This window comes from Phaeodactylibacter sp., from assembly GCF_022763345.1.
Taxonomy (GTDB): Bacteria; Bacteroidota; Bacteroidia; order Chitinophagales; family Saprospiraceae; genus Phaeodactylibacter.
This window is the reverse complement of record NZ_JALEGS010000007.1, coordinates 14,774-36,362: the sequence shown is the minus strand read 5'-3', so window position 1 is coordinate 36,362 and position 21,589 is coordinate 14,774. Positions and strand designations below refer to the sequence as shown.

General features: G+C 49.0%; 18 protein-coding genes. 11 read left to right on the top strand and 7 right to left on the bottom strand.

Annotated elements, in window-relative coordinates; translation table 11 throughout:
- Window positions 1-202: 202 nt before the first annotated feature.
- From MRY86_RS01420 to MRY86_RS01410, 3 genes are all read left to right on the top strand, one after another.
- Window positions 203-2,863, top strand: a complete 2,661-nt coding sequence (locus MRY86_RS01420) for a TonB-dependent receptor (RefSeq protein WP_293570963.1) — start codon at window positions 203-205, stop codon at window positions 2,861-2,863.
- A gap of 159 nt (window positions 2,864-3,022) precedes the next feature.
- Entirely contained in the window at window positions 3,023-3,970 is a 948-nt protein-coding gene (locus MRY86_RS01415) for a DUF4249 domain-containing protein (RefSeq protein ID WP_293563157.1), read from the top strand.
- A gap of 202 nt (window positions 3,971-4,172) precedes the next feature.
- Window positions 4,173-4,853 (top strand): Crp/Fnr family transcriptional regulator, encoded by a 681-nt coding sequence (locus MRY86_RS01410; RefSeq protein ID WP_293563158.1) that lies wholly within the window; start codon window positions 4,173-4,175, stop codon window positions 4,851-4,853.
- 119 nt (window positions 4,854-4,972) lie between these two features.
- Here the strand turns inward: MRY86_RS01410 and MRY86_RS01405 are convergent, their stop codons facing one another.
- The 4 genes from MRY86_RS01405 to MRY86_RS01390 all read right to left on the bottom strand — a co-directional run bounded on the left by MRY86_RS01405 (window position 4,973) and on the right by MRY86_RS01390 (window position 8,635).
- Window positions 4,973-5,653 carry a T9SS type A sorting domain-containing protein gene (locus tag MRY86_RS01405; protein ID WP_293563159.1) on the bottom strand — a complete coding sequence of 227 codons (681 nt, stop codon included), beginning with the start codon at window positions 5,651-5,653 and terminating at the stop codon, window positions 4,973-4,975.
- An 8-nt stretch (window positions 5,654-5,661) separates the two neighbouring features.
- The gene (locus tag MRY86_RS01400) at window positions 5,662-6,060 is read right to left on the bottom strand and encodes a hypothetical protein (RefSeq protein ID WP_293563160.1); all 399 of its coding nucleotides are present in this window, start codon (window positions 6,058-6,060) and stop codon (window positions 5,662-5,664) included.
- A complete protein-coding gene (locus tag MRY86_RS01395; RefSeq protein ID WP_293563161.1) occupies window positions 6,050-6,754 on the bottom strand; it encodes a DUF547 domain-containing protein in 705 nt (234 codons plus the stop codon). Before MRY86_RS01395 ends, MRY86_RS01400 begins: the two co-directional genes overlap by 11 nt.
- Before the next feature lie 120 nt (window positions 6,755-6,874).
- The gene (locus MRY86_RS01390) at window positions 6,875-8,635 is read right to left on the bottom strand and encodes a M28 family peptidase (RefSeq protein WP_293563162.1); all 1,761 of its coding nucleotides are present in this window, start codon (window positions 8,633-8,635) and stop codon (window positions 6,875-6,877) included.
- 184 nt (window positions 8,636-8,819) lie between these two features.
- Between MRY86_RS01390 and MRY86_RS01385 the strand changes: the two genes are divergently transcribed.
- A complete protein-coding gene (locus MRY86_RS01385) occupies window positions 8,820-9,512 on the top strand; it encodes a hypothetical protein (RefSeq protein WP_293563163.1) in 693 nt (230 codons plus the stop codon).
- A 71-nt stretch (window positions 9,513-9,583) separates the two neighbouring features.
- Here MRY86_RS01385 and MRY86_RS01380 read toward each other — a convergent pair whose 3' ends face one another.
- The gene (locus MRY86_RS01380) at window positions 9,584-10,486 is read right to left on the bottom strand and encodes a M28 family peptidase (RefSeq protein ID WP_293570961.1); all 903 of its coding nucleotides are present in this window, start codon (window positions 10,484-10,486) and stop codon (window positions 9,584-9,586) included.
- Window positions 10,487-10,532: 46 nt separating this feature from the next.
- Window positions 10,533-13,355, bottom strand: coding sequence for a leucine--tRNA ligase (gene leuS, locus MRY86_RS01375; RefSeq protein ID WP_293564010.1), 2,823 nt, complete (start codon window positions 13,353-13,355; stop codon window positions 10,533-10,535).
- Window positions 13,356-13,540: 185 nt separating this feature from the next.
- Here leuS and MRY86_RS01370 point away from each other — a divergent pair, with 185 nt between their 5' ends.
- A complete protein-coding gene (locus MRY86_RS01370; protein WP_293564011.1) occupies window positions 13,541-14,581 on the top strand; it encodes a hypothetical protein in 1,041 nt (346 codons plus the stop codon).
- A gap of 81 nt (window positions 14,582-14,662) precedes the next feature.
- A complete protein-coding gene (locus MRY86_RS01365) occupies window positions 14,663-15,133 on the top strand; it encodes a hypothetical protein (RefSeq protein WP_293564012.1) in 471 nt (156 codons plus the stop codon).
- Window positions 15,134-15,137: 4 nt separating this feature from the next.
- Here MRY86_RS01365 and MRY86_RS01360 read toward each other — a convergent pair whose 3' ends face one another.
- Window positions 15,138-15,728: a hypothetical protein gene (locus MRY86_RS01360; RefSeq protein WP_293564013.1), complete on the bottom strand. Its 591-nt coding sequence runs from the start codon at window positions 15,726-15,728 to the stop codon at window positions 15,138-15,140.
- 173 nt (window positions 15,729-15,901) lie between these two features.
- On the opposite strand from MRY86_RS01360, the gene MRY86_RS01355 reads away from it, so the two are divergent.
- From MRY86_RS01355 to MRY86_RS01335, 5 genes are all read left to right on the top strand, one after another.
- On the top strand, window positions 15,902-16,780 hold the full coding sequence (locus tag MRY86_RS01355; RefSeq protein WP_293564014.1) for an ABC transporter permease: 879 nt from the start codon (window positions 15,902-15,904) through the stop codon (window positions 16,778-16,780).
- A 25-nt stretch (window positions 16,781-16,805) separates the two neighbouring features.
- Window positions 16,806-17,141, top strand: a complete 336-nt coding sequence (locus tag MRY86_RS01350) for a DUF3098 domain-containing protein (protein WP_293564015.1) — start codon at window positions 16,806-16,808, stop codon at window positions 17,139-17,141.
- 53 nt (window positions 17,142-17,194) lie between these two features.
- The gene (locus MRY86_RS01345) at window positions 17,195-17,989 is read left to right on the top strand and encodes an undecaprenyl-diphosphate phosphatase (RefSeq protein ID WP_293564017.1); all 795 of its coding nucleotides are present in this window, start codon (window positions 17,195-17,197) and stop codon (window positions 17,987-17,989) included.
- A 77-nt stretch (window positions 17,990-18,066) separates the two neighbouring features.
- The gene (truB, locus tag MRY86_RS01340) at window positions 18,067-18,810 is read left to right on the top strand and encodes a tRNA pseudouridine(55) synthase TruB (protein ID WP_363325372.1); all 744 of its coding nucleotides are present in this window, start codon (window positions 18,067-18,069) and stop codon (window positions 18,808-18,810) included.
- 71 nt (window positions 18,811-18,881) lie between these two features.
- The gene (locus MRY86_RS01335; protein ID WP_293564019.1) at window positions 18,882-21,440 is read left to right on the top strand and encodes a T9SS type A sorting domain-containing protein; all 2,559 of its coding nucleotides are present in this window, start codon (window positions 18,882-18,884) and stop codon (window positions 21,438-21,440) included.
- Window positions 21,441-21,589: the final 149 nt, after the last annotated feature.

Below are 21,589 nucleotides of genomic sequence, written 5' to 3'. Positions count from 1 at the left end.
TACGGGATGGATTGAGCGGTATTGAATCTACGTAAGTTTCGAATTGGAAGATTGATGACACCATGAGCCTGCTGAAAGGGCGATTGCCGCTGCTATCCGGCTGGTCTTCAACCGCTAGTGCTTCCCCACTGTTGTTAATCCTGAAAAATCCCCGTATTTTTGGAAAAAGGAATAGCGACTTTCCTGATCTGCAAAAGCCTTTATGAAGCGACTTCTACTTTCAATGCTGCTTACCATCCCTTGTGCTTATGCGCTATTTGCGCAGGGCGTGCTGGATCAACCGGTCTCTGCAGAGTTTTGGGAGGTGTCATTAGAGGAGGCGCTTTATCGGCTGGGGGATGAACATAATCTACGGTTGTCCTTTTCTAATGATATCCTTCCACCGAAGATCATTACGGCAAAGTTTGAGCAGCGCACCGTTGGAAGTGCGCTAGGTCAGCTGCTACAGGATACCCCCCTAAGGATTAAGGAGCTTGGAGGGCAAATCGTGATTTTCTTGCCGGTTGATCTTGAATTCACAATCAATGGTATTCTGGTTGATGGGGGCACGGGCGAGCGACTGATTGGTGCCAACATCTTTGATAATAAAAGTGGGAAAGGTACAGTCACGAATGAGTATGGCTATTTCAGCATTACCCTGCCGGCGGGTCCGGTAGCACTGGATTTCTCCTACGTCGGCTATGGTACCCTTTCTTCTGATTTCTATTTGATGGAGGATAAGCGACTTGATCAACAGCTTCGGTCAGACCTTCAATTGCAACCTGTGGAAGTGGTTGGGCATAAGCCCAGGCTTGACCCAAAAATGATTCAGCAGGGTGGGGCGACACAGCTAAACATGGAGCAGTTGGAACAGCTGCCAGCGTTGGCCGGAGAATCTGACCTGGTCAGGGCGTTACAGTTATTACCCGGCGTACAATCGGGTACAGATGGGTTGGATGGGCTGCATGTACGGGGCGGGAGCAATGGTCAAAACCTGATTATGATCGATGGCGTACCGGTCTACAACATATCTCACGCTGCGGGACTGTTCTCGGTATTTAATACAAATGCCGTCAAAAGCGCCCAACTCTACAAAAGTGGATTCCCTGCCCGTTTCGGAGGGCGCTTATCCTCCGTTTTGGACATCCGTACCCGTGATGGAAATAACCAACATTATGAAGCCGAAGCCAGCCTTGGGCTTTTGTCAGGCCGGATGACGCTGGAAGGGCCGATTCAGAAAGGCAAAAGCAGTTTCATTGTTTCCGGCCGGCGCAGCCTGATCGGCTGGTATCTACAACCGCTTACCGAGAGCATACGTTCAGAGGAGGACCGGCAGAGCCTGGTAGACTACGACTTTTATGACATTAATGCTAAACTGAACTTCACGCTTTCAGAGCGGGACGATCTTTACTTCAGTTTTTATACCGGCAAGGACGCTTACCGAAACCGGACCATTGCACTGGATACCCTGTTCGCACAGGATACAAGTGTCTCAGAGCCGGCGCCTTTTCTTTCCTCCCGAAGTGCGCTGGAGGAGATGACCTGGGGGAATACCGTGACTTCCATGCGTTGGACCCATCTGTTTGGTGATCAGTTATTCGCGAGCCTCACCGCGTCTTACAGTGGGCTTGATGTGGGCATCACTTACGAAAGGGGCGATTCTCTGACGAACGTAAGGTCAGGGAGCGTAACGGACCGGTACATTAGCATTGGGCGGTATTTTTCGCAAATTGATGATTTTGGTGCGCGGCTGGATTTTGATTACCGGCCTTCGCCAGTGCAATCTTTTCGGTTTGGGCTTTTTGCCACCCGTCATCAGTTTGAGCCAGGCCTTCTATCGCTGGAGCTGGTTGAAAAATCAGATACCCTCCGCCAGCCGCAGATGCAAGCGAGAGCCATATCTGCCAATGAATTTGGGGGCTACCTGGAAAATATCTGGCAGGTCAGTCCGGAGTTTAAGGTAAATGCGGGGCTTCACCTGGCCGCATTTCAGGTGGACGGCCGTACCTACTCCTCTTTGCAGCCTCGTTTGATTGCCAACTGGAGCATCAATACTCGGCTTCAGTTAAACGGGTATCTGAGCAAGATGACCCAGTTTGTCCATCTGCTTTCCAACTCTACACTTGGTTTGCCCAATGATCTTTGGGTGCCCAGTACTGCATCCGTTAAGCCAGAGCAGAGCTGGCAGTTTGGCCTGTCTTCGACCTGGCAGTTCCGGGAAGGCTGGCAGCTCACTGGCGATTTGTACACCAAGTATATGAGCCAGCTGCTAACTTACTCGGAAGGAGCGCTGTTTTTCAACAATTGGGAAAGCAATCTTACCTCAGGGACAGGGCAGGCATATGGGATGGAGCTATTATTGGAAAAACGGCAGGGAAAAACCACAGGATGGGCTTCCTATGGTCTGGCTTGGGCAGACCGCCGTTTCCCGCTTGTTAATAACGGACGGCGCTATCCCTACAGGTATGACCGCAGGCATAGCCTTACCTTTGCTTTTGTGCACACCTTCAATGAATGGCTGGAATTTTCCGGATCATGGGCGATGAATTCCGGTTTTGCCTTTAGCTTGCCGCAGGGGCGCTATCAGGTTTTCCTGCCAGGGGTTGGAAGCATTAACGTCGTTGATTACGGAGAAAAAAACAGCTTTCGGATGCCTGTTTATCACCGGCTGGATTTGGGGGTGAATCTTTATATCGAAACGGAAAGTGTTCGGCACACGCTAAATATTGGTGTTTACAACCTGTATAACCGCCGTAATCCATTATACTATAACCTGGAAACCCGTTATGTAACCGAGGGCAGCGAGATAAGAGAGGACCGCAGGTTTAGCCCGGTATGGTTGCTGCCATTAATCCCTGCATTGAACTATTCTTTGAAATTATAATTGTATATTCGCTGACATCTCCCTATATTTTAGGGAAAATTGTTGCTAAAGGTGGGCTCCTCACCGATTACCCACTTGTGTCAGAATAATATTTGGACAAACCGCTTTGGTTTTTAAGTTTGTTTTAAATGGTTTTGGCACGGAGAAAACGGATCGTCTATGCTGCGTTTGATTTTTCTGCCGATTTTATTTGGGCTGCTAAGCTTAGTGCTTAGCTGTGAGAAAGTCTTTGATGTCAACTCAGCAATAGACGCCCGCTCTTCCGAACTGGTTGTAGTAAGCAGTTTTACACTGGACCGTACGCTACAGGTCTATGTGTCTGCCTCCGGAAGCATTCTGGATGATGCCCCAATCACCTATATCGATAATGCCATTGTAGAGCTTTATCGCAATGAAGAGTTTCTTACTCAATTGAGTTTTTCTGAAGACAAGGATAAGGTCTCTAACCTGCCATTCTATTCTGCAGGTGACTTCCAGCCTCAAGTTGGGATTAAGTACACCATTAAAGTGGACGCGCCTGGTTTTGAGACAGTCACCGCTAATAGTCAAATTCCTACGCCCATTAAAATGGTTTCTTCGGAAATTTCAGATTTACAGTTTACTGAGATGATGGGAGAGAAGGAGACACAGGTTCGTTACCTTGTAGATATTGCATTCGAGGACCCAGGGCAAGTCGAAAACTACTACCACATCAACCTGCTGAAGCAATTCAGAGAATTTGCCATCATTGAGAGCGATACTCTTTATTTCCGGGAAGAAATGAGACCTGTCGTTTTTTCCAACCAGCTGAATACCAACTTTCAAGTTGCGCATGTCGGTGGCGGATTACTGTTGGAAGATGAAGGCCAGGATGGGCAAACGATTCGGATCACTCTACCTGTTGAATTTAGCTATTTACCTACCCGCGATGAGTTAGGTAAGCTTTTTATCGAGCTGCGCGCGGTTTCCAAAGAATATTACCAGTACTTCTCAACCATAAGCAGGCAGGATGGAGTTTCAGACTCTCCCTTTACTGACCCTGTAATCGTGTACGATAATATCAATGGTGGACAGGGTGTCTTCGCAGGGTTCAGTACATCCAGTGACTCCCTTGTTGTTGGATATTAGCTTTTCCTGATCCTTCATTTTGATCGTATCCCATCTACATCCTATCCGTACTTTAGTTATTTTGTTATACACTTCTTCTGAAAATATTTCTTCTTCGCATAGGGGGACTTCTGATATTTAGTGTCTCTATAGGTGAAATTGCAGAATACATGGCATTAAATACTGTCCATGTCTGAAAGTGAGATTACCTAAAAGAGCTAATATGAACGCCGAAGCAAAATCATCATTTATCGACCTTTTTCCCCTCTTCTCCGTCCTTTCTGCTGAGGACAAAGCGACGCTGGCAGAAATGATGGAGTATAAGGTGAAGCCGAAGTATTCCTTCATTTACATGCCGGGAGATGCTTCAGAATACATTTATTTCCTCGCTAAAGGGACTGTGAAAATTGGGACGCACTCTACAGATGGCAAGGAGATTATTAAGTCACTGATCCACCCTACAGCGATGTTTGGGGAGCTGGGTTTGATAGGCGAGCCTTATTATAAGGACTTTGCACAGGCACTCAAGCAGGACGTTCATGTGTACCAGCTCAAGGTAGCTGATATGAAAAAGCTGATGCAGAATAGTTTTGAGCTCTGCACCTCGGTTATGAATCTATTTGGTGGCCGGCTAGTCCGGGCGGAGGATAAGCTGGAATCTCTGATTTTTAAGGATGCCCGCACTCGTATTATTGAGTTTATCAAAGACGCCGTCAACAAGCGCGGTCGCCGGGTGGGCTACGAAATGCTGCTCAAGCACTCCCTGACCCATCAGGATATTGCCAATATCACCTGTACTTCCCGCCAAACGGTAACACTGGTACTTAATGAGCTTAAAAAATCAGACCTTATCTATTTCAATCGGGGGAAAATCCTGGTAAGAGATATGGCAAGACTGGTTTAGGTCAACAAATAAATCACGAGAATTGGATTAAAAAAGGTATAAGAATCGGATTTAAAGAGAGCCCCGGTAAGCGTACATCGCTCCGGGGCTTTTTTCGTTAGCCTTCATTGAAGAGAACTTTACCTGACGATAATCCGCTGCGCTCCGAATCGCCCTTCTGTATTGATGAGAAGTAGGGTATATACGCCTTTGGGCATAGCCGTCGTGGCTATGGTGTGGCTTTCTCCATTTAAACGAGCCGTGTGTATCAATTTTCCTTGCGTGTCGAATAGCTTTAACTCATATTCATCTTTCGGAAAATTCAGCTGCAGATAATCCCGTGCCGGGTTGGGAAATGCCTGAAACCGAATAGAGGGCTCTGCTTCGTGGGAAGTTGATGTCAACAGCAGGCCTCCTATATCCATACCACGCGCGTCCAGTACAGGGCGAGACCGGATGTCGTCGTCATTATGCAACGTCGCAACTGCAATGAGCCTCAGGTGTTTGGGGTCCCAGTCATTAGAAAGGTCAAAGCTGCCAACCCACGAGTAGGTTTCCCCTATTTCGGGCTGATCAGGTAATCCTGCACTGCTTCCCCATGTATCCTCAACAATATCCCGTACTACGTTCATAAAGGGGTACATCTGTATGGAACCACCCTGCCCAAACAAAGGGTGCCCTGCTACTTCGTTGTAGTAGTTAGATTGCTGGTAGCCAGGCTCTGCACTTCGGATGGAATCCTCTACTACGATAACGCTTAATCTGAGTGTTCCCGGCCCGGGCAGTTCCTGCAGTAGCTCAAGAGATACTTCAAAGCTCAAGCTGCCGGTCACCGCCTGGGGGGCAAAATGTATGTCAAGGTCCAGGTAATCAGGCTCCTCGAGTTGTGCTTCGACCAGGCTTTCCCATTGACCGGTACTGGCGTAAACTGGACCAGCCGGGCCCGGGGTGTCCGATTGATTACGCCAAGTGGAGTACCGAATATGAGGAACTCATTCTTCCAGGCGGTGCTGTGCGGGTTAGCCATCGGGTCTACGGAAGAATGATGGTACGCTAAGATAACCCGATCCGGGTGATCTTCAGCTATTTGAGAGGCAATGAGGTGTGCATTTGGGCACTCCCCACACCAGGAAGAGGTGTAATGTTCCAATAACACCCGGCGCTGAGCAGTAAGCTCAGGGATGCTGCTCAGGACAAAAAGTAATAGCAGGATATTTTTACTTAGCATTAAGCGCCCAGTTGTATTCCCGGAAACTCACCTTGGCACCGTCCTTCACATCCGTTGGAGTGTAACGATTCACGAACGCTTTGACATCATCAAAATCCTCACCGTACCAGTTGAAAATCTGGGACAATTCCAGTGATGTGGCGCTGATTGTATTGTAGGCTTCGTTGTTGATGAATGCTCGTGTTTGCTGCTCCAGGTATTGTTCAAGCTTGTCTGCTGTCCAGGCGTGGTTGAGCAGGGGAGGGCAAGACTGCGCTGCGCAATTGACCGCAAAGTGGATGCGGGGCTCATCATAGCGAGGGCGGATGATATCGTGCTCAATTTGATTGAGCGAATAGGTTTGCCGCCCCAGTTTTATCCATTTAATGTCCCAGGGGTTGCCATCGTAAAGGTCCCGGATACTTTTAACCGGATAGTTATCTACAATGAGCTTGATGGTAAATGCATTATAAGCATTGATCCAGTAGGCGAGCTTTTCATCCCGGCTCCAGCTGTCCATAGGTGGGTGGTTAGCCAGTTCTTCCAGATAGGCGTTCAGGTCTTTATCATTATTTGCCAGCTTTTTGTAGTTGACCGCGCCGTCCTCCGAGGCGTATTGCTGTAGTACTGCCTCCCAAAGACTGTGATCGGGTGTGGAGGCTTCAGGCGTAGATAGGGTGGTCATAATGGCCAGTAAAAAAGAAACGTAGATCATAGTTGAGTATCGATTTATGTGGGGGGAAGATAAACATTCTATCGTTCACAAAACTGATTTCCCGGAAGTGATGTTGCCCGCTCCGGCTTCAAATGTTCCGGAGCGGACATCTGTCTCCTTTTAGTAAGCATAAATCATCGCTTTCGTATCCACAGGCCGGCCATCGATCACCAGGCTGTAATAATAGGTGCCAGGTGTGTACCGATGGTTTTCATAGCCATAGACCACCTGCACAAGCCCAGGATTGAGCTCGACTTCATACCGTGCAAGTTCTCTACCTTGCGCATCTGCAATTCGGATAAAGGCGGTCTTGTAATCAATAGCGGATTCGACCATCACGCCGATCGTAGTGGCCTCATCAAAGGGGTTAGGCCGGTTTTGCAGCAGCGTGAGACCTTTGTAAGTTTTGACCTCCTGAGTGCTAGTTGTCAGGTTGGCAAAGGTTTCTTCTGAAAAATGGCTCTCGATATTGTTGGAGTCCAATGCAGCGGCTGACATGAGATAGACCGTGCCCGGAGGGAGCCAGGAAAGCGTATCCTCCAAAGCAGTTACGGTAACCAAGGTATCAAAGTAGGCGGTCTCTGTCTCAAAGCTCCGGATGCCGAGGCGGTAAAGCCCGGTGCCAGCCTGGTCTTCAAACTTGTAACGTACGCCTGCCAGGGTGGCTTCCAGCTCGAAGTTGTCTGGCGTTGCTGGTCCCATGGCACTCGCAGCAGCGGCACTGCCGTTCAATACGGTATTGCGGGCCAGGTAGTTGAAGTCAACGAAAAAACTGTCAATTTGCCCATCATCATTAGTGTCCACACCGAGGATGTCCTCCATGGTGTGCTGTCGGTCGTGATAGTCCGGTGTGCTGGGGTTGCCATTGCCATGCTCATTGGCAGAAGTAAAGCGGACTGCGGAGTAGCCTCTCTGCCGAAAAGGGATGTGGTCACCACCACGCCCGGCCCGGTCTTCGCGAGATATGATGTTGACTTCAGCAGCTACAGGCACAATGGGCGCAATATTCTCATCATACTGCAATTTGCTGTAGCGAGCCAGTAACCGGGAAGAAGAGGCCCCAAATAGTCCTCCGTTTGAGGAGTAGACCCGGACGTTGATACTGTCAATGGCATTTAAGCCCGGGCAGCCTGGAGGAGAGGCGGTTGCCCCGCAAATGATGCCGCCTACGATGTCGTTGTTGTATACACCGCGGATTTGGATATCCTCCTGCTCTGCGTATTCGGCGAAAGCGTTGGCGCCAAATAGCCCCTGCTCTTCTCCTGTAGTGATCATGAAGACGATCGTCCTGTTAAAAGCATACTGGCTCATCACTCGTGCCAGCTCCAGGACTAAAGCTGTACCAGTGGCGTTGTCCTCTATACCGTGCGCCATGCACTCGGTATCACAAACCTCAGCGCAGCGGCTGTCCATATGCCCTTCAAGGAGTACCACCTCGCTACGGTCCGGCCCAATACCGGGCAAAACCGCAAGGACATTCCGGTGCTGTCCCATGCCACAGATATCCTGGTCAAACTGGAAATATCCAACTTCAAGCCGGCCCTCCTGTGCTGCCGGGAAATTTTCGAACTTGCTATGCGCCCAGCGGCGGGCTGCCCCCATGCCGAAAGTAGCACTCGTTGTGTCAGCGCCTGTATTGCGGTTTTCGAAACTGCTTAATTCCACCAGATAGCTGTACAGCGAATCAGGGGAAACAGATTCCACCAAATCAGCAAAGATGGCATCCGGATGATTGATCAGGGTAGCCGGCTCGTAGGTGTCGGCCGGATAATTGCCCTTCAGGAGGTCTTCCATGACCGGATTGGTAAGCATCAGGTTGGTTTGGCTGTGAACGGCAATTATAGTAAGGACTGCAAAAAGGGAAAGTAAAAGTCGCTTCATGGCTCTTTTTTGTGAGGATTGTAGATTACTAATACCCAAGTATAATAAAGTTGGTTTTGAAAATGTTTTGAAGAGCAGCAAGGAGCGGTAATTGAATTTCTTTAATGTTATATTAACTTTTGCGGGTATGGAATTTCCCGCCCTGCACTATCTTACAGCTGAAACCAAAACCGAAATACAGTAAATGATGAAGTTCAGAATCCTACTCGTACTACTGCCTTTGTCTTTCGCACTGAACAGCGTGGCACAGGATTGTTCTACTTTTTTCCCTTTCAAGGAAGGGGCCTATATGGAGTATACTACCTTCAACAAAAAAGGCAAAGTGGAAAGCATAACTGAGAATACTGTAAAAGTCATCAATGAAAATGATGGCGAAATCGAAGCAGAAATTAGTACTGTCCTGAAGGATAAGAAAGGAAAAGAGTCTTACTCCGGCACCTATCAGGTCTTTTGCAAAGATGGCAAATTGCTTATGGATGTCAACTCCATGTTTAATCCGGTCATGCAACAGTCTTTCAGCGGCTACGAAGTAACAATAGAAGGCGATGCGCTGACTTTTCCCAATGATATTGAAGTCGGCGATGAGCTCCCAGATGCGTCTTCAAAGATTACCACGGCTGCCAGTGGTATCAATATCGCTTCTATGAATATTGAAATAACCGACCGCAAGGTAGAAGGTAAAGCGACGATTTCCACAGATGCAGGGTCTTTTGAGTGCTATAAAATCAGCCAGACTTCCAACATCAAAATGATGATCAGCCGCTCTTACTCTACGGTTGAGTACTTTGCTGAAGGCGTAGGCGTGGTCAGGTCTGAGACTTATGATCAGCGTGATAAACTACAAAGCTATATGGAACTTACCGCAATTGAAAAATAAGGCTCCCAAGCCAATTTGAAGGAAAACTATTGTATGCAGCTTCTTTCGGTCAACCGGGAGGGGCTGTTCTTTTAGAGCTTCGCGAAGTGGAGGATAGCCTTTCTTATCACTTCCGAGACAGCAGTGTAGAACACGGGCATAATCCGGTCTGCATCATCAGTGGGTTGATGATAATCTTCATGGTCCTCTACGCCAAAGTATAGGAAGGGAATATTTTTTTTGTGAAACTCGCCGTGATCAGAGGCGTAGGTCCAGTCGTCAGAGCGTGTTGGCGTTGGCGATTCGTGCCCAAACCTGACCTGTATCGGTGCATCTTTCGCAATGCTGTCTAATGGTGCGCGCAGTTCAGGGTAGTGGCCTGCCCCGCAGATATAAATTTGTTCTTTGGCATTGCGGCCGATCATGTCCATGTTAATATTCAGGACGATGTGCTCTAATGGCACCGTTGGTTCATCTACGAAGTGGTTGGCACCCCGTAACCCAACTTCTTCAGCATCCCAGGCTGCAAAGAGGAGACTGTAGGGTGTAGGATTGGCCTGAAAGTACCTGGCCAGCTCCAAGAGTGCGCCCACCCCCGAAGCATTATCGTCTGCGCCATTATATACTTCACCACCCCGCTCACCAACATGGTCGTAATGTGCGGAAATGACAATAATTGAGTCCGGTGCTTCCGTACCCTTTACCATCGCCAAAAGGTTAGTGGCGCTGTAAGTCTTTTTAGAAAAGCGGCTGTAGAATTGGAAGGGCTGCCGATAGCCTTCTTGTCCTGCAGGTGCTAACCCATATCCTTTAAACCGCTGTAAGACATAAGCGGCAGCGGCAGCATTGCCTTCACTATCGGTTGCCCTGCCTTTTAGTGCATCGGAGGATAAAAACCGGACATGAGCCATGAGCGAGTCGGCAACGATTGTGTTTGCTTGCGCAAATGCACCAACGGAAATCAGCAGGAGGAAAGAGGCAATGAGGTACTTCATAGATACTAATTAACGGCCCCACTCAAAACAGGCGGGGCCGTATGTTTTAACCAACCACGATATTGATCATTCGCTTGGGCACGACAATCACTTTACGGATAGTCTTGCCTTCGATCCATTTTTGGATGTCTTCCAGCTCCCGGGCAGCAGCCTCAAGGTCTTCTTTAGAAGCATCAGAAGGGAAGGAAGCCGTAGCCCGGGTTTTGCCGTTGATGGCGATCGGGTATTCCACCTCATCTTCTTTGAGGTATTCCGGATTGAAAGCCGGGTAACGGCCATCTCTGTGCACGCTGCCCTCGTGGCCCAGCTTTGACCACAGGTCTTCTGTTGTGAAGGGCGCAAACGGTGCCATAAGCACAACCAAAGGCTCCAGGATGTTCCGTTTGTTGCACTTCAGCTTACGCAGCTCGTTGGTCGCAATCATGAAGGCACTTACGCAAGTATTGAAGGAAAAACGTTCGATGTCCTGTTCCACTTTCTGAATAGCCTGATGCAGTATCTTAAGCTCGGCTTTGTCCGGTGCCTCATCGCTTACCGCGAAATTTCCCTCCTTATCGGAAAACAGATCATAGAAGCGACGTAAGAACTTATAGACGCCGTCGATACCCTGTGTGTCCCAGGGCTTGGCCTGTTCGATAGGGCCCAGGAACATCTCATACATCCGGAAGCAGTCGGCTCCGTACTGTGCCACGACATCATCCGGGTTGATGACATTGAATTTCGATTTCGACATTTTGCCGACCTCGCTGTAAGTCATCATTTTACCTTCTCCGTTGGTTTCGAAAGCCGCACCTTTGAACTCCGGACGCCAGTTGAGGAACTGCTGAACGCCTGCTTCATCGAGGTAGGAATCGTCCTTGCCATAATCGCTCACGAAGTCTACATGGACCGGTATTTGAGCCCACTCTGCGTCCGGGTACTGCCCGATCAGGTCAGCCGAGACAAAGCGCTTCTTCTCTGTGCTGTTTTTATCGAGGTAAATAAACTCGATCACGCCCTGTATCATTCCCTGATTGATCAGCTTCCGTGCATATTCCTTTTTGGGGACCAGCCCAAGGTCGTAAAGGAAGTGGTTCCAGAAGCGGCTATAGAGCAAGTGGCCTACCGCATGCTCAGAGCCACCGATGTACAAGTCCACGTCCTGCCAGTAGTCCACGGCTTCTTTGGATACAAAAGCCTGATCATTGCCAGGATCCATGTACCGGTACCAATACCAGGAGGAGCCTGCCCATCCTGGCATGGTGGACAGTTCGTAATCGTATTGCCCCTTGTACTTCCAGTCGTTTGCCCGGCCCAGCGGCGGCTCACCGGTCTCGGTTGGCAGGTACTTGTCGACCTGTGGCAAAACCAGTGGCAGTTCGGACTCGTCAATCAGATAAGGCACGCCATCTTTCCAATAAGCAGGCACAGGCTCTCCCCAGTACCGCTGACGGCTGAATACCGCATTACGCAACCGGTATTGAATCTTCCCACGCCCTGCGCCCTGTGCTTCGAGCCAGCTGATGAGCTTGGGTACGGCTTCTTCGTAAGCCAGCCCATTGATCAGCTCGGAGTTGATGTACTTTCCTTCTTTGGTGGCATCAGCTGCGTCCTCCAGATTTTGCTGGGCATCGAGTATGGGTACGATGGGCAGCCCAAAGTACGTGGCAAAGTTCCAGTCCCGCTGATCACCGGAAGGTACCGCCATGACCGCTCCCGTACCATAGCCCGCGAGCACATAGTCGGCAATATAAATGGGGACTTTCTCTCCGTTGACCGGATTGAGGCAATAGCTGCCAGTGAAGGCTCCTGTTACTTTCTTGACCTCTGCCATACGCTCCACCTCAGAACGGGAAGCCGTCCACTTAATGTATTTTTCGATTTCCTCCTGTTGCTCTGGCTTCGTCAGTTGACCGACGAGTTCATGCTCAGGCGCCAGCACCATGAAGGTAACGCCATAGATGGTGTCTACCCGGGTAGTGAAGACTTCAATTTTGGTATCCGGTGCTTCCTCCAGTGCAAACTTTACACTTGCGCCCTGAGAGCGGCCAATCCAGTTGCGCTGCTGCTCTTTCAGGCTTTCTGGCCAGTCAACGTCGTCAAGCCCGTACAGCAACCTGTCAGCGTAAGCCGTAATGCGCATGCTCCATTGCTGCATAAGCTTGCGTTCCACCGGGTAACCACCACGTTCGCTGACGCCATCTTTGACTTCGTCATTAGAAAGTACAGTACCCAGTTGCGGGCACCAATTGACATAACTTTCTTCCGGGAAGGTGAGGCGGTAGTTGAGAAGGAACAGCTGCTGTTCTCCTTCGGACATATTCTTCCATGCCTCTGCGGTGATTGCAGGCGTTTCCTCATCTGCAACAGCGTTAAGGTTGGCGTTGCCGTGTTGTTCCAGGTGCTTTACAAGCTTGTCGATCGGAAGCGCTTTGTCCGCTGCAGTATCGTAATAGTGGTTGTACAATTGCATGAATATCCACTGCGTCCACTTGTAATAAGCCGGGTCACAGGTTTGTACCTCCCGGCTCCAGTCGAAGCTGAAGCCAATATTATCCAGCTGCTCGCGGTACCGCTTGATATTTTCTGCCGTAGATTTTGCGGGGTGTACGCCAGTTTGAATAGCGTATTGTTCTGCAGGCAGGCCAAAGGCGTCGTAGCCCATAGGGTGCAGGACATTAAACCCTTTGAGCCGCTTGTAGCGGGAATAAATATCCGAGGCAATGTATCCCAGGGGGTGGCCAACGTGAAGGCCTGAACCGGAAGGGTAGGGGAACATGTCCAGTACATAGTACTTTGGCTTATCGGGGGCTATGTTTACTTTGTAAATCTCTTCTTTTTCCCAAAATGCTTTACACTTCTTCTCGATTTCTCCGGGTTTGTATTCCATGCTACAGCTGCGGTTTTGATGGTTGATTAAACGTTGATGGGCAAACAGGAGTTCCCCACTCCGTTTTCAGAGCGCGAAAATAGGTATTTTCCGGTGAAACCTCACGGGGCAGCAGGATGCAATTCGATGGGGGTGGCGTAAAAGCAGAAAGCGTTGTATTTTTATGGGCTAATATGTTTTAGAATATGGTGCAAATCGCGAATCCTATCTACGATGTGGTTTTCAAATACCTCATGAATGACGAAAAGCTGGCCAAGCTTTTGCTCTCTGCCATTATTGGGGAAGAAGTGGTCAGCCTTAAACTCCGCCCGACTGAGCATCAATTTCCTGTTGGTAAAGCGCTAATGGTCATGCGCATGGACTTCAGTGCCCGCATCAGGTACGCTAATGGGGAGGAGCAGCTCGTAATTCTGGAATTACAGAAGGCCAAACTGGCTACAGATATCATGCGGTTCAGGCGGTACCTTGGCGAGCAATACCGCAATAAAAATAATGTGGTACAGGAACCCGCAGAGGAGTATGCGCAGCGAAAGGCACTGCCTATACTCAGTATCTATTTCCTTGGGCATAAGCTTGACCATATCACCGCGCCTGTAATCCGGATCAACCGTTCTTACACGGATGCCGCAACCGGAGAAGTCCTTCAGGGAAGGGAAATATTTATCGAGAGCCTCACCCACGATAGCATTATCATTCAGATTCCCTATCTGACTGGTCGCCGCAGAAATGAGTTAGAGCAATTACTATCACTATTTGATCAATCTTTTATAAATGAAGACCGGCACCTGCTCAATATAGAAGAATCCGAGGTTCCGAAGCGCTACCGTGCACTGCTTCGCCGATTGCAGCAAGCCGTTGCTGAGCCGGAAGTCCGCGAAATCATGGATGCGGAAGATGATCTCATTGAAGAATTTGAGGACTATCAGCGCATGATAGCAGAAAAGGAACGGGAGCTCTTCGAAAAAGAGCAGCGGATCTCGCAGAAGGACCATGAACTTTCGCAGAAGGACCATGAACTTTCGCAGAAGGACCAGGCGCTTTCGCAAAAGGACCAGGCGCTTTCGCAAAAGGACCATGAACTTTCGCAAAAGGATAAAGAGTTGCAAAAAAAGCTTGAACAACTACGCAGAGTTGCTGTCACGCTGACAAAAGCAGGGCAGACCCGTGAAGAGGTTGCCGCCATACTCGGGATCGAGCTTGAAGAGTTGAACGACCTGCTTTTGTGACAAAAGAAAACCAATCAGATCGGCTTGCGCTTCTTTTACTGCAAAATCCAGCCTTATCTTTACACAAACAAAATTGGAAACATGCTGAAAAGTCTGATCAAAGTAGGGTTGCTGTTAGTGGGCGGCATCCTGGTGTACAATTACTTTTTCGGTACGCCGGAAGAGAAAGCACAATCAAAGGAAATATTCACTAGTGTAAAAGACCTCACAAAGTCAGCTTTTGACCTGCTCAAACAGGAAAAACAAAAGTTTGATGAAGGGAAATACGACGAAGCGGTCGATAAAATAGGTGGCCTTCTGGATAACCTCAAAAGCAAAGCTGAACAACTGGAAGACAATCGCGATTTGCTGGACAAGATTGCTGACCTCGAAGAAAAAAGAAAACGCCTAAGCGAGGATATCAACCGGGAAGTACCGGAAAATTATGACAATACATCAGGTGAACGGCCTCCTATGGACAGCTCCAGCCGAAAGGAAATCGAGGATGAATGGGAGGATCTCGTTCGCAAAACAGAGGGCTTGATGGAGGAAATGGAGAAAAAAGAACAGTAGGACCTTAATCGAGCATCGCTCGTGTACATTTTTCAATAGGCGAAATACCATCTATAAGTATGTTGCCCCGATAGGCCCGGCCCTGGTGCGGGTGATAGGCTTCAAAAACGAGATAGTGGACATCCTGTTTGACGAAAAACTCTATTTCGTATTCTTCCCAGCGGGCTTGCCGGATTACAGGAGATTCGAATAGTACCTGAGCTTGCTGACATTTCGTAGCACCGCCATAGATACGCAGCTGCAAATCGCCGTTGTACGTCTCGTAATTATCGGAGTGAGAAAGGAAAAGGGTTAACGTATAACAATCGTTTTTCTTCAGCGGCGCGGATAGCCGTTGTCCAATGCTTTCCCAGGTTCCGTCCTCCCGGGTAATTAGCCCTACGTAAGTGTCGCCATCCTCCGCCGGTTGATAAACGCCCCATTGCCCTGGAAGAATATCTGGCGTTGAGCCTAACTGGCATCCAAACCACCCACTGGGCACTGTGGCCTCCTGAGCACCGTCTTCAAAAGATGCGTTGTTCAGGAAAATAGGTTGCGCCAGTAAAGTAATGCCGGGCAAGCCCGATATTAACAAGACAAAGGCAAGGTTTCTCATGGTACGCTTTTTTAGAAAAACGAAAGCAAAATTCGCTTTGTTGCCTGGCCCATCTGCCTTTGTAGAGGTTTAGGGGTTCTGTTTCGCTTATATTTTCTAATTTTGCGCGTATTCGACAAACCGAACCCTATAATTTGCAGCCTCTTTTACGGCGCACATTGCAAAAACCTTCTATGCTCGAGCAGCAAGACCCACGTCGTTCAGGGAGCCGTCCTAATTACTGGCACTCCATCATCAGCGTAGCATTGGTGCTGTTCGCCCTGGGCTTCTTTGCTCTGACGCTTTTTAATGCACAGCTTATCGTCAATGAACTTAAAGAAAAAGTTAATCTGATCATTGAACTACAGGGGGAAGACACCGATAATATGTCCAGGCAAATCCTGCAGGAAGTAGACCAAATGGATTTTGTCCGTGAAGGCTCCGCTGAGTTTATCAGCAAAGAACAGGGGGCAGAACTGATGCGGGAAGACTTTGGTGACGACTTCCTGAAGCTTGACCTTCCTAATCCTTTGTATGATGTGATTACCTTCAACGTGAAGGCTGCCTATATGCATCCGGATAGTTTAAAGGGAATTCGTACCGCTCTGATTGAACGTGAAGGCATAACTGACGTATACTATCAGGAAAGCCTGGTAAATGATATTGCAGATAATATCAAAACGATTGGTATCGCAGCACTGGCTATCTTATTTCTTTTTCTTGGTGTTGCAGGCTTGTTGATCCATAATACTGTCCGGCTGGCCCTGTATGCTAACCGGTTCCTGATTAAAAACATGGAACTGGTCGGAGCGACATGGGAATTTATAAGCCGGCCATTCTTGAGGCGTGCAATGCTTCATGGCCTGCTTAGCGGTGGGCTGGCGTCCGGGATTTTGTTGCTCCTGTACCTCTATGTTCAAGCGGATGTACCTGGGTTACGGGATATTCAAGACTGGACCGGGATGTTTATGTTGTTTGGTTTACTGTTAACTATGGGGATGGCTATCAATACGGTCAGCACATTCTTAGTCGTCCGCAAATATTTGAAAATGAGAGTAGATGACCTCTACTAAATGATAAATAGTCTAAATTGAAGTCATGAGCAAGCAAAAACCTGGAAAGAAAAAGGTGGTGGTCACCACAGATAAGAAAAGTACAGCAAAAAAAGTGGTAAAACCCACGAGCTCCCGCCGCAGTACCCGGGAAGTTGAGTCACCGCAGGTGGAGCTGGCGTTCGGTAAGTCCAACTACATCCTCATCGCAGGAGGGCTTGGTCTGGTTTTCCTCGGGCTTATTCTTATGGCAGGCGGCGATATGCCTTCTCCAGATGTATGGGAGGACGACATCATTTACAGCGCCCGGCGCACGGTGCTTGCCCCTATCGTCATTTTGATGGGCCTGGGGATGGAAATTTGGGCGATTTTCAAGAAATAGCCGCTTTTCAACGCTCCCTGTCCTATGGGCAGGAAGTTTAATTATGCACAATCATGGAAGAAATCCTTCGTTCTGCACTGCTAGGGATTATTCAGGGAATAACAGAGTTTCTGCCTATCAGCAGCAGCGGACATTTGGAACTGGCTAAGTTTTTTCTGGGCGACGACAGCATGGCACAGGAGAGCTTGCTCATGACTGTAACTTTACACGCCGCAACCGCCCTTTCCACCCTGTTAATCTTCCGAAAGGATGTTGCTGAAATCCTCCGGGGATTATTTCAGTTCAAATGGAATGAAGAGCTGCAGTTCTCCCTTAAAATCATTCTCTCCATGATTCCTGCCGCATTCGTAGGGCTTGTTTTTGAGGAGCAGATTGAGCAATTGTTCGAACAGCGCATTATGCTGGTTGGGTTTATGCTGATTATCACCGGTTTGCTATTATTCTTGGCAGACCGGGCCCGGCGAACGAACAAAAGTGTTTCTTACGGTAATGCCCTGATTATCGGAATCGCTCAGGCTATCGCCATACTGCCCGGGATTTCACGCTCCGGTGCTACCATCTCAACTTCTGTCTTGTTGGGCATTGACCGGGAAAAATCGGCCCGCTTTTCATTCCTTATGGTCGTACCCCTAATACTGGGCAAAATGGCTAAAGATATTCTGGACGGGGAAATGGTGATGTCGGCTGGCCAGGCTGTGCCCCTGGCGGTGGGTTTCGTGGCTGCCTTTATCACTGGCGCAGTAGCCTGCCTTTGGATGATCAGTCTGGTGAAGCGTAGTAAATTGACCTATTTTTCTGTATATTGTTTTATCGTTGCTGCAATTGCCATTTTCATGGTGGCCTCTTAAGACTTGTAGCCGCCTTATTTTATGGGTAGTACCTGATGATACTACCCGTTTGTTGTTTACAAAACACTTTGATGGACATGGAGGGAGATGACCAACCGGTTCCCAGGTATGACTTTAAAACAGGTGCAACACTTTTAGTCGATAAGCCGCAAGGCTGGACATCATTCGATGTCGTAAATAAAGTCCGCTACAAAATCAAGCATCGCCTGAAGGTGAAGAAGATCAAAGTTGGGCATTCAGGCACCCTTGATCCTATGGCTACAGGTCTTCTTGTGCTCTGTACAGGTAAGTTCACCAAAAAGCTGAACGATCTGCAAGGGCTTTCCAAGTCCTATATAGGTACCATGTTTGTTGGTGCGACAACGCCTTCCTACGATGCAGAGTCTGAAGTACAGGAGCGATTCCCTACTGAACATATTACGCCCGAACTTATCGAGCAAGCCCGTCAGCAGTTCACGGGCAAAATACAGCAGGTGCCTCCTATGTTCAGCGCAATAAAGGTAGATGGACAGCCCCTTTACAAGAAAGCCCGGAAGGGAGAGGTCATAGAGGTGGAGCCTCGTGATGTAGAAATCTTTAGCTTTAAGATCACTCGGGTCGAGTTACCAGAGATCGGCTTCGAGGTCAGTTGCAGCAAAGGCACCTACATCCGTTCGCTAGCTCATGACTTTGGGATAGCTTTGCAAAGCGGCGCCTACCTGACCGCTCTTCGGAGGACCAAAGTTGGAGATTTTGATATTAAGAATGCCTGGTCGCTCGACAATCTGGTAGAATTTATCGAAAATGGGCCGGTTGTCGGGGCTGAAAAGGCCGCTGAATAGCGCCTACCGTACAGTTTTTAACTGTTGTGCCTCCTAAAGCCAGATAGGATTTCCTTATTTTGAGATCAAAAATGGGTGATCTTCTTGCTTTTTTCCGTCTGATACTGCTTTTTTCCATTTCCCTGAGCGCCTGCACTGGTGTACAGCAGACTGAGCCTTACGAAGAAAAGGAAAGTGGTGCCGCCCTTGCTATGGAAGAATGGGGCAGGGTCCGGTCTTATCCTGATGGAAAAATTCAAATGCGCAACCTGGCCATTGCCCACGAAGCACAACAGACTCTTCTGGAGTTTCGTGGCAATTCAGCTCAATGGGAGGCAATGGGGCCTAAGAATTTCGGTGGTCGAACGCTCTGCCTGGCTTTCCATCCTAACAATCCAAACATTCTTTATGCCGGTTCTGCCAGTGGAGGGCTTTGGAAGTCCACCTCAGCTGGTGTTGGTGTGGAAGCTTGGGAACGTGTACCCCTGGGGCATCCGGTACTGGGGGTCAGCAGCATTGCCATCAATCCGGATAACCCGGAGGAAATGTATATTGGTACCGGAGAGGTGTACAACTACACGGTCGCTATGCCCGGTGTTTCCAACCGGCTTACCCGGGGTTCATATGGCATGGGCATACTGAAAACGACTGATGGCGGACTGACCTGGGAAAAATCCCTGGATTGGGCATACGAAGAAATGCGTGGCGTTTGGGATGTCCTCATCAACCCGCAGAACACCAACACGGTATGGGCAACTACCACAGAAGGTACTTACCGCTCCCTGGATGCTGGGCAAACCTGGAGCCTGGTGCATGACTTCCCCATGGGTATGGACCTGAACTTACATCCGACCGATACCTCAGTACTGTTCGCGACCTATGGCGGATATGAAAGCCCTCAGGCTGGTATCTTTCGCTCTGCCGATGGGGGCGCAAGCTTTCAGCCTGTACCTGGCTTGCCTACCGACTATTCCGGAAAGGCGATGTTGAGCATCAGCCCTTCTAATCCGGATGTTATCTACATCTCTCTTGCGGATGCCTTCGAGAGCCGTGGGCTTTATAAATCTGAGGATGGTGGAAATAACTGGGACCTAATCAATACCGACGATATAGCCCGCTTCCAGGGCTGGTATTCTCATGATGTGGCGGTTAAGCCTGACAATCCGAATACTATTATTTACACCGGCGTAGACTTGTTCAAATCCGTTGACGGTGGCGCAACGGTTGCTCAGAAAGCCTTTTGGTTCAATTGGTTCTTTGGACAGACACCGGTGGGTGGCCCGGAAGGGCCCTTCGACTACGTGCATGCTGATATTCATGCCGCTTACTATTCCCCTTTTGACAACAACACGGTCTTCGTGGCTACAGATGGCGGTGTTTTTGTATCTGAAGACAATGGCGAGTCCTGGTCAGGGCGAAATGGAGGTTATCAGACCCAGCAGTTTTATGCTAAGTTTTCCAGTAGCCTGACTAACCCTAATCTGGCGATTGGTGGCCTACAGGATAATGCAACAGCCGTTTATCTTGGGGATGACTCCTGGTATCGCGTAATCGGTGGCGATGGGATGTGCACCGCTATTGATCAGGAAAACAACAGTCGAGTATATGGCTCTGCCCAACGGCTGAATATTCGGCAGAGCCTTGATGGCGGGCTGAGTTTCACGCCATTGCCTATCAGCAGCCTTAGTGACGAAATGACAAACTTTAATGGCCCTTTTATCCTTGCTCCTCAAAATCCGGCAACTATTTATGCCGGAGCCCAGCGCTTGCACAGAAGCAATAACTATGGATTAAATTGGGCAGCCACCTCCAGCGAGCCAGTCGACAGCGAAACCGCAAATCCAATCTTAACCATTGCTGCTTCACCCTATGATCAGAATATACTGCTGGTAGCAACGGCTCCATTGCTGGGCGGTACCGCAAAAGTACTGCGCAGTTCGGACGGTGGGGCTTCCTGGAGCCCTGTTAACGGTTTGCCAGACCGGGTTTTTATGGAGATCACTTTCGACGCTTCGACTCCGGGCACCGTGTATGCAGTTTGCTCCGGCTTTGGTACGGATCATGCCTTCAAATCTGAAGATGGAGGCCTCAACTGGTCAGTGATCAGCGCAGGCCTACCAGATGTTCCCGCTAATTCTATCCTAGTTGATCCCGAACAGCCCTCTGACTTGTATGTAGGTAATGATCTGGGCGTTTACGCTTCCTTTGATTACGGGCAGAGCTGGGAATGGTACTCAGATGGCATTGCGGATGCCGTTATGGCTATGCACTTAAGTATCGGGGCAGGGCGCAAACTTCGCGTAGCCACTCATGGATTAGGCGTTTACGAAACTGATCTTCGAGAGATTGTAAGTACTGAATCCCCAATGGCTAGTCGTTCCCGATTGTTGCCGGCTTTTCCAAATCCTGCTGGTGCGGAGCTAACTGTTCCCTTCGAATTAGGCGGTGCAGCTCAGGTAACCCTGCGGGTATACAATAGTCAGGGGCAACTGATGACCACCCTGCTGTCCGGGCAATACTCTGAAGGAAAGCATCAGGCTGCTGTTGATGTCTCAGGTTGGCCGGCCGGTCATTATGCTCTGGTACTGGATGGCACCTTCGACAACGGACAGGCTTTACGCAAAGTGAGTAGTCAGGTGGTAATGCACTAGGTCAAAAATTAACGTTTAGCTTACACAAAGTACCTAACGCTAGGTAGTTTTTGAAGCGCGGTGCCTTAATTTGGGTATTGTGAGCCCGAATATCACCATTTACTTTTGCATCTGTATTTATTTAGATTTAATCCACTTAAATAAAAACG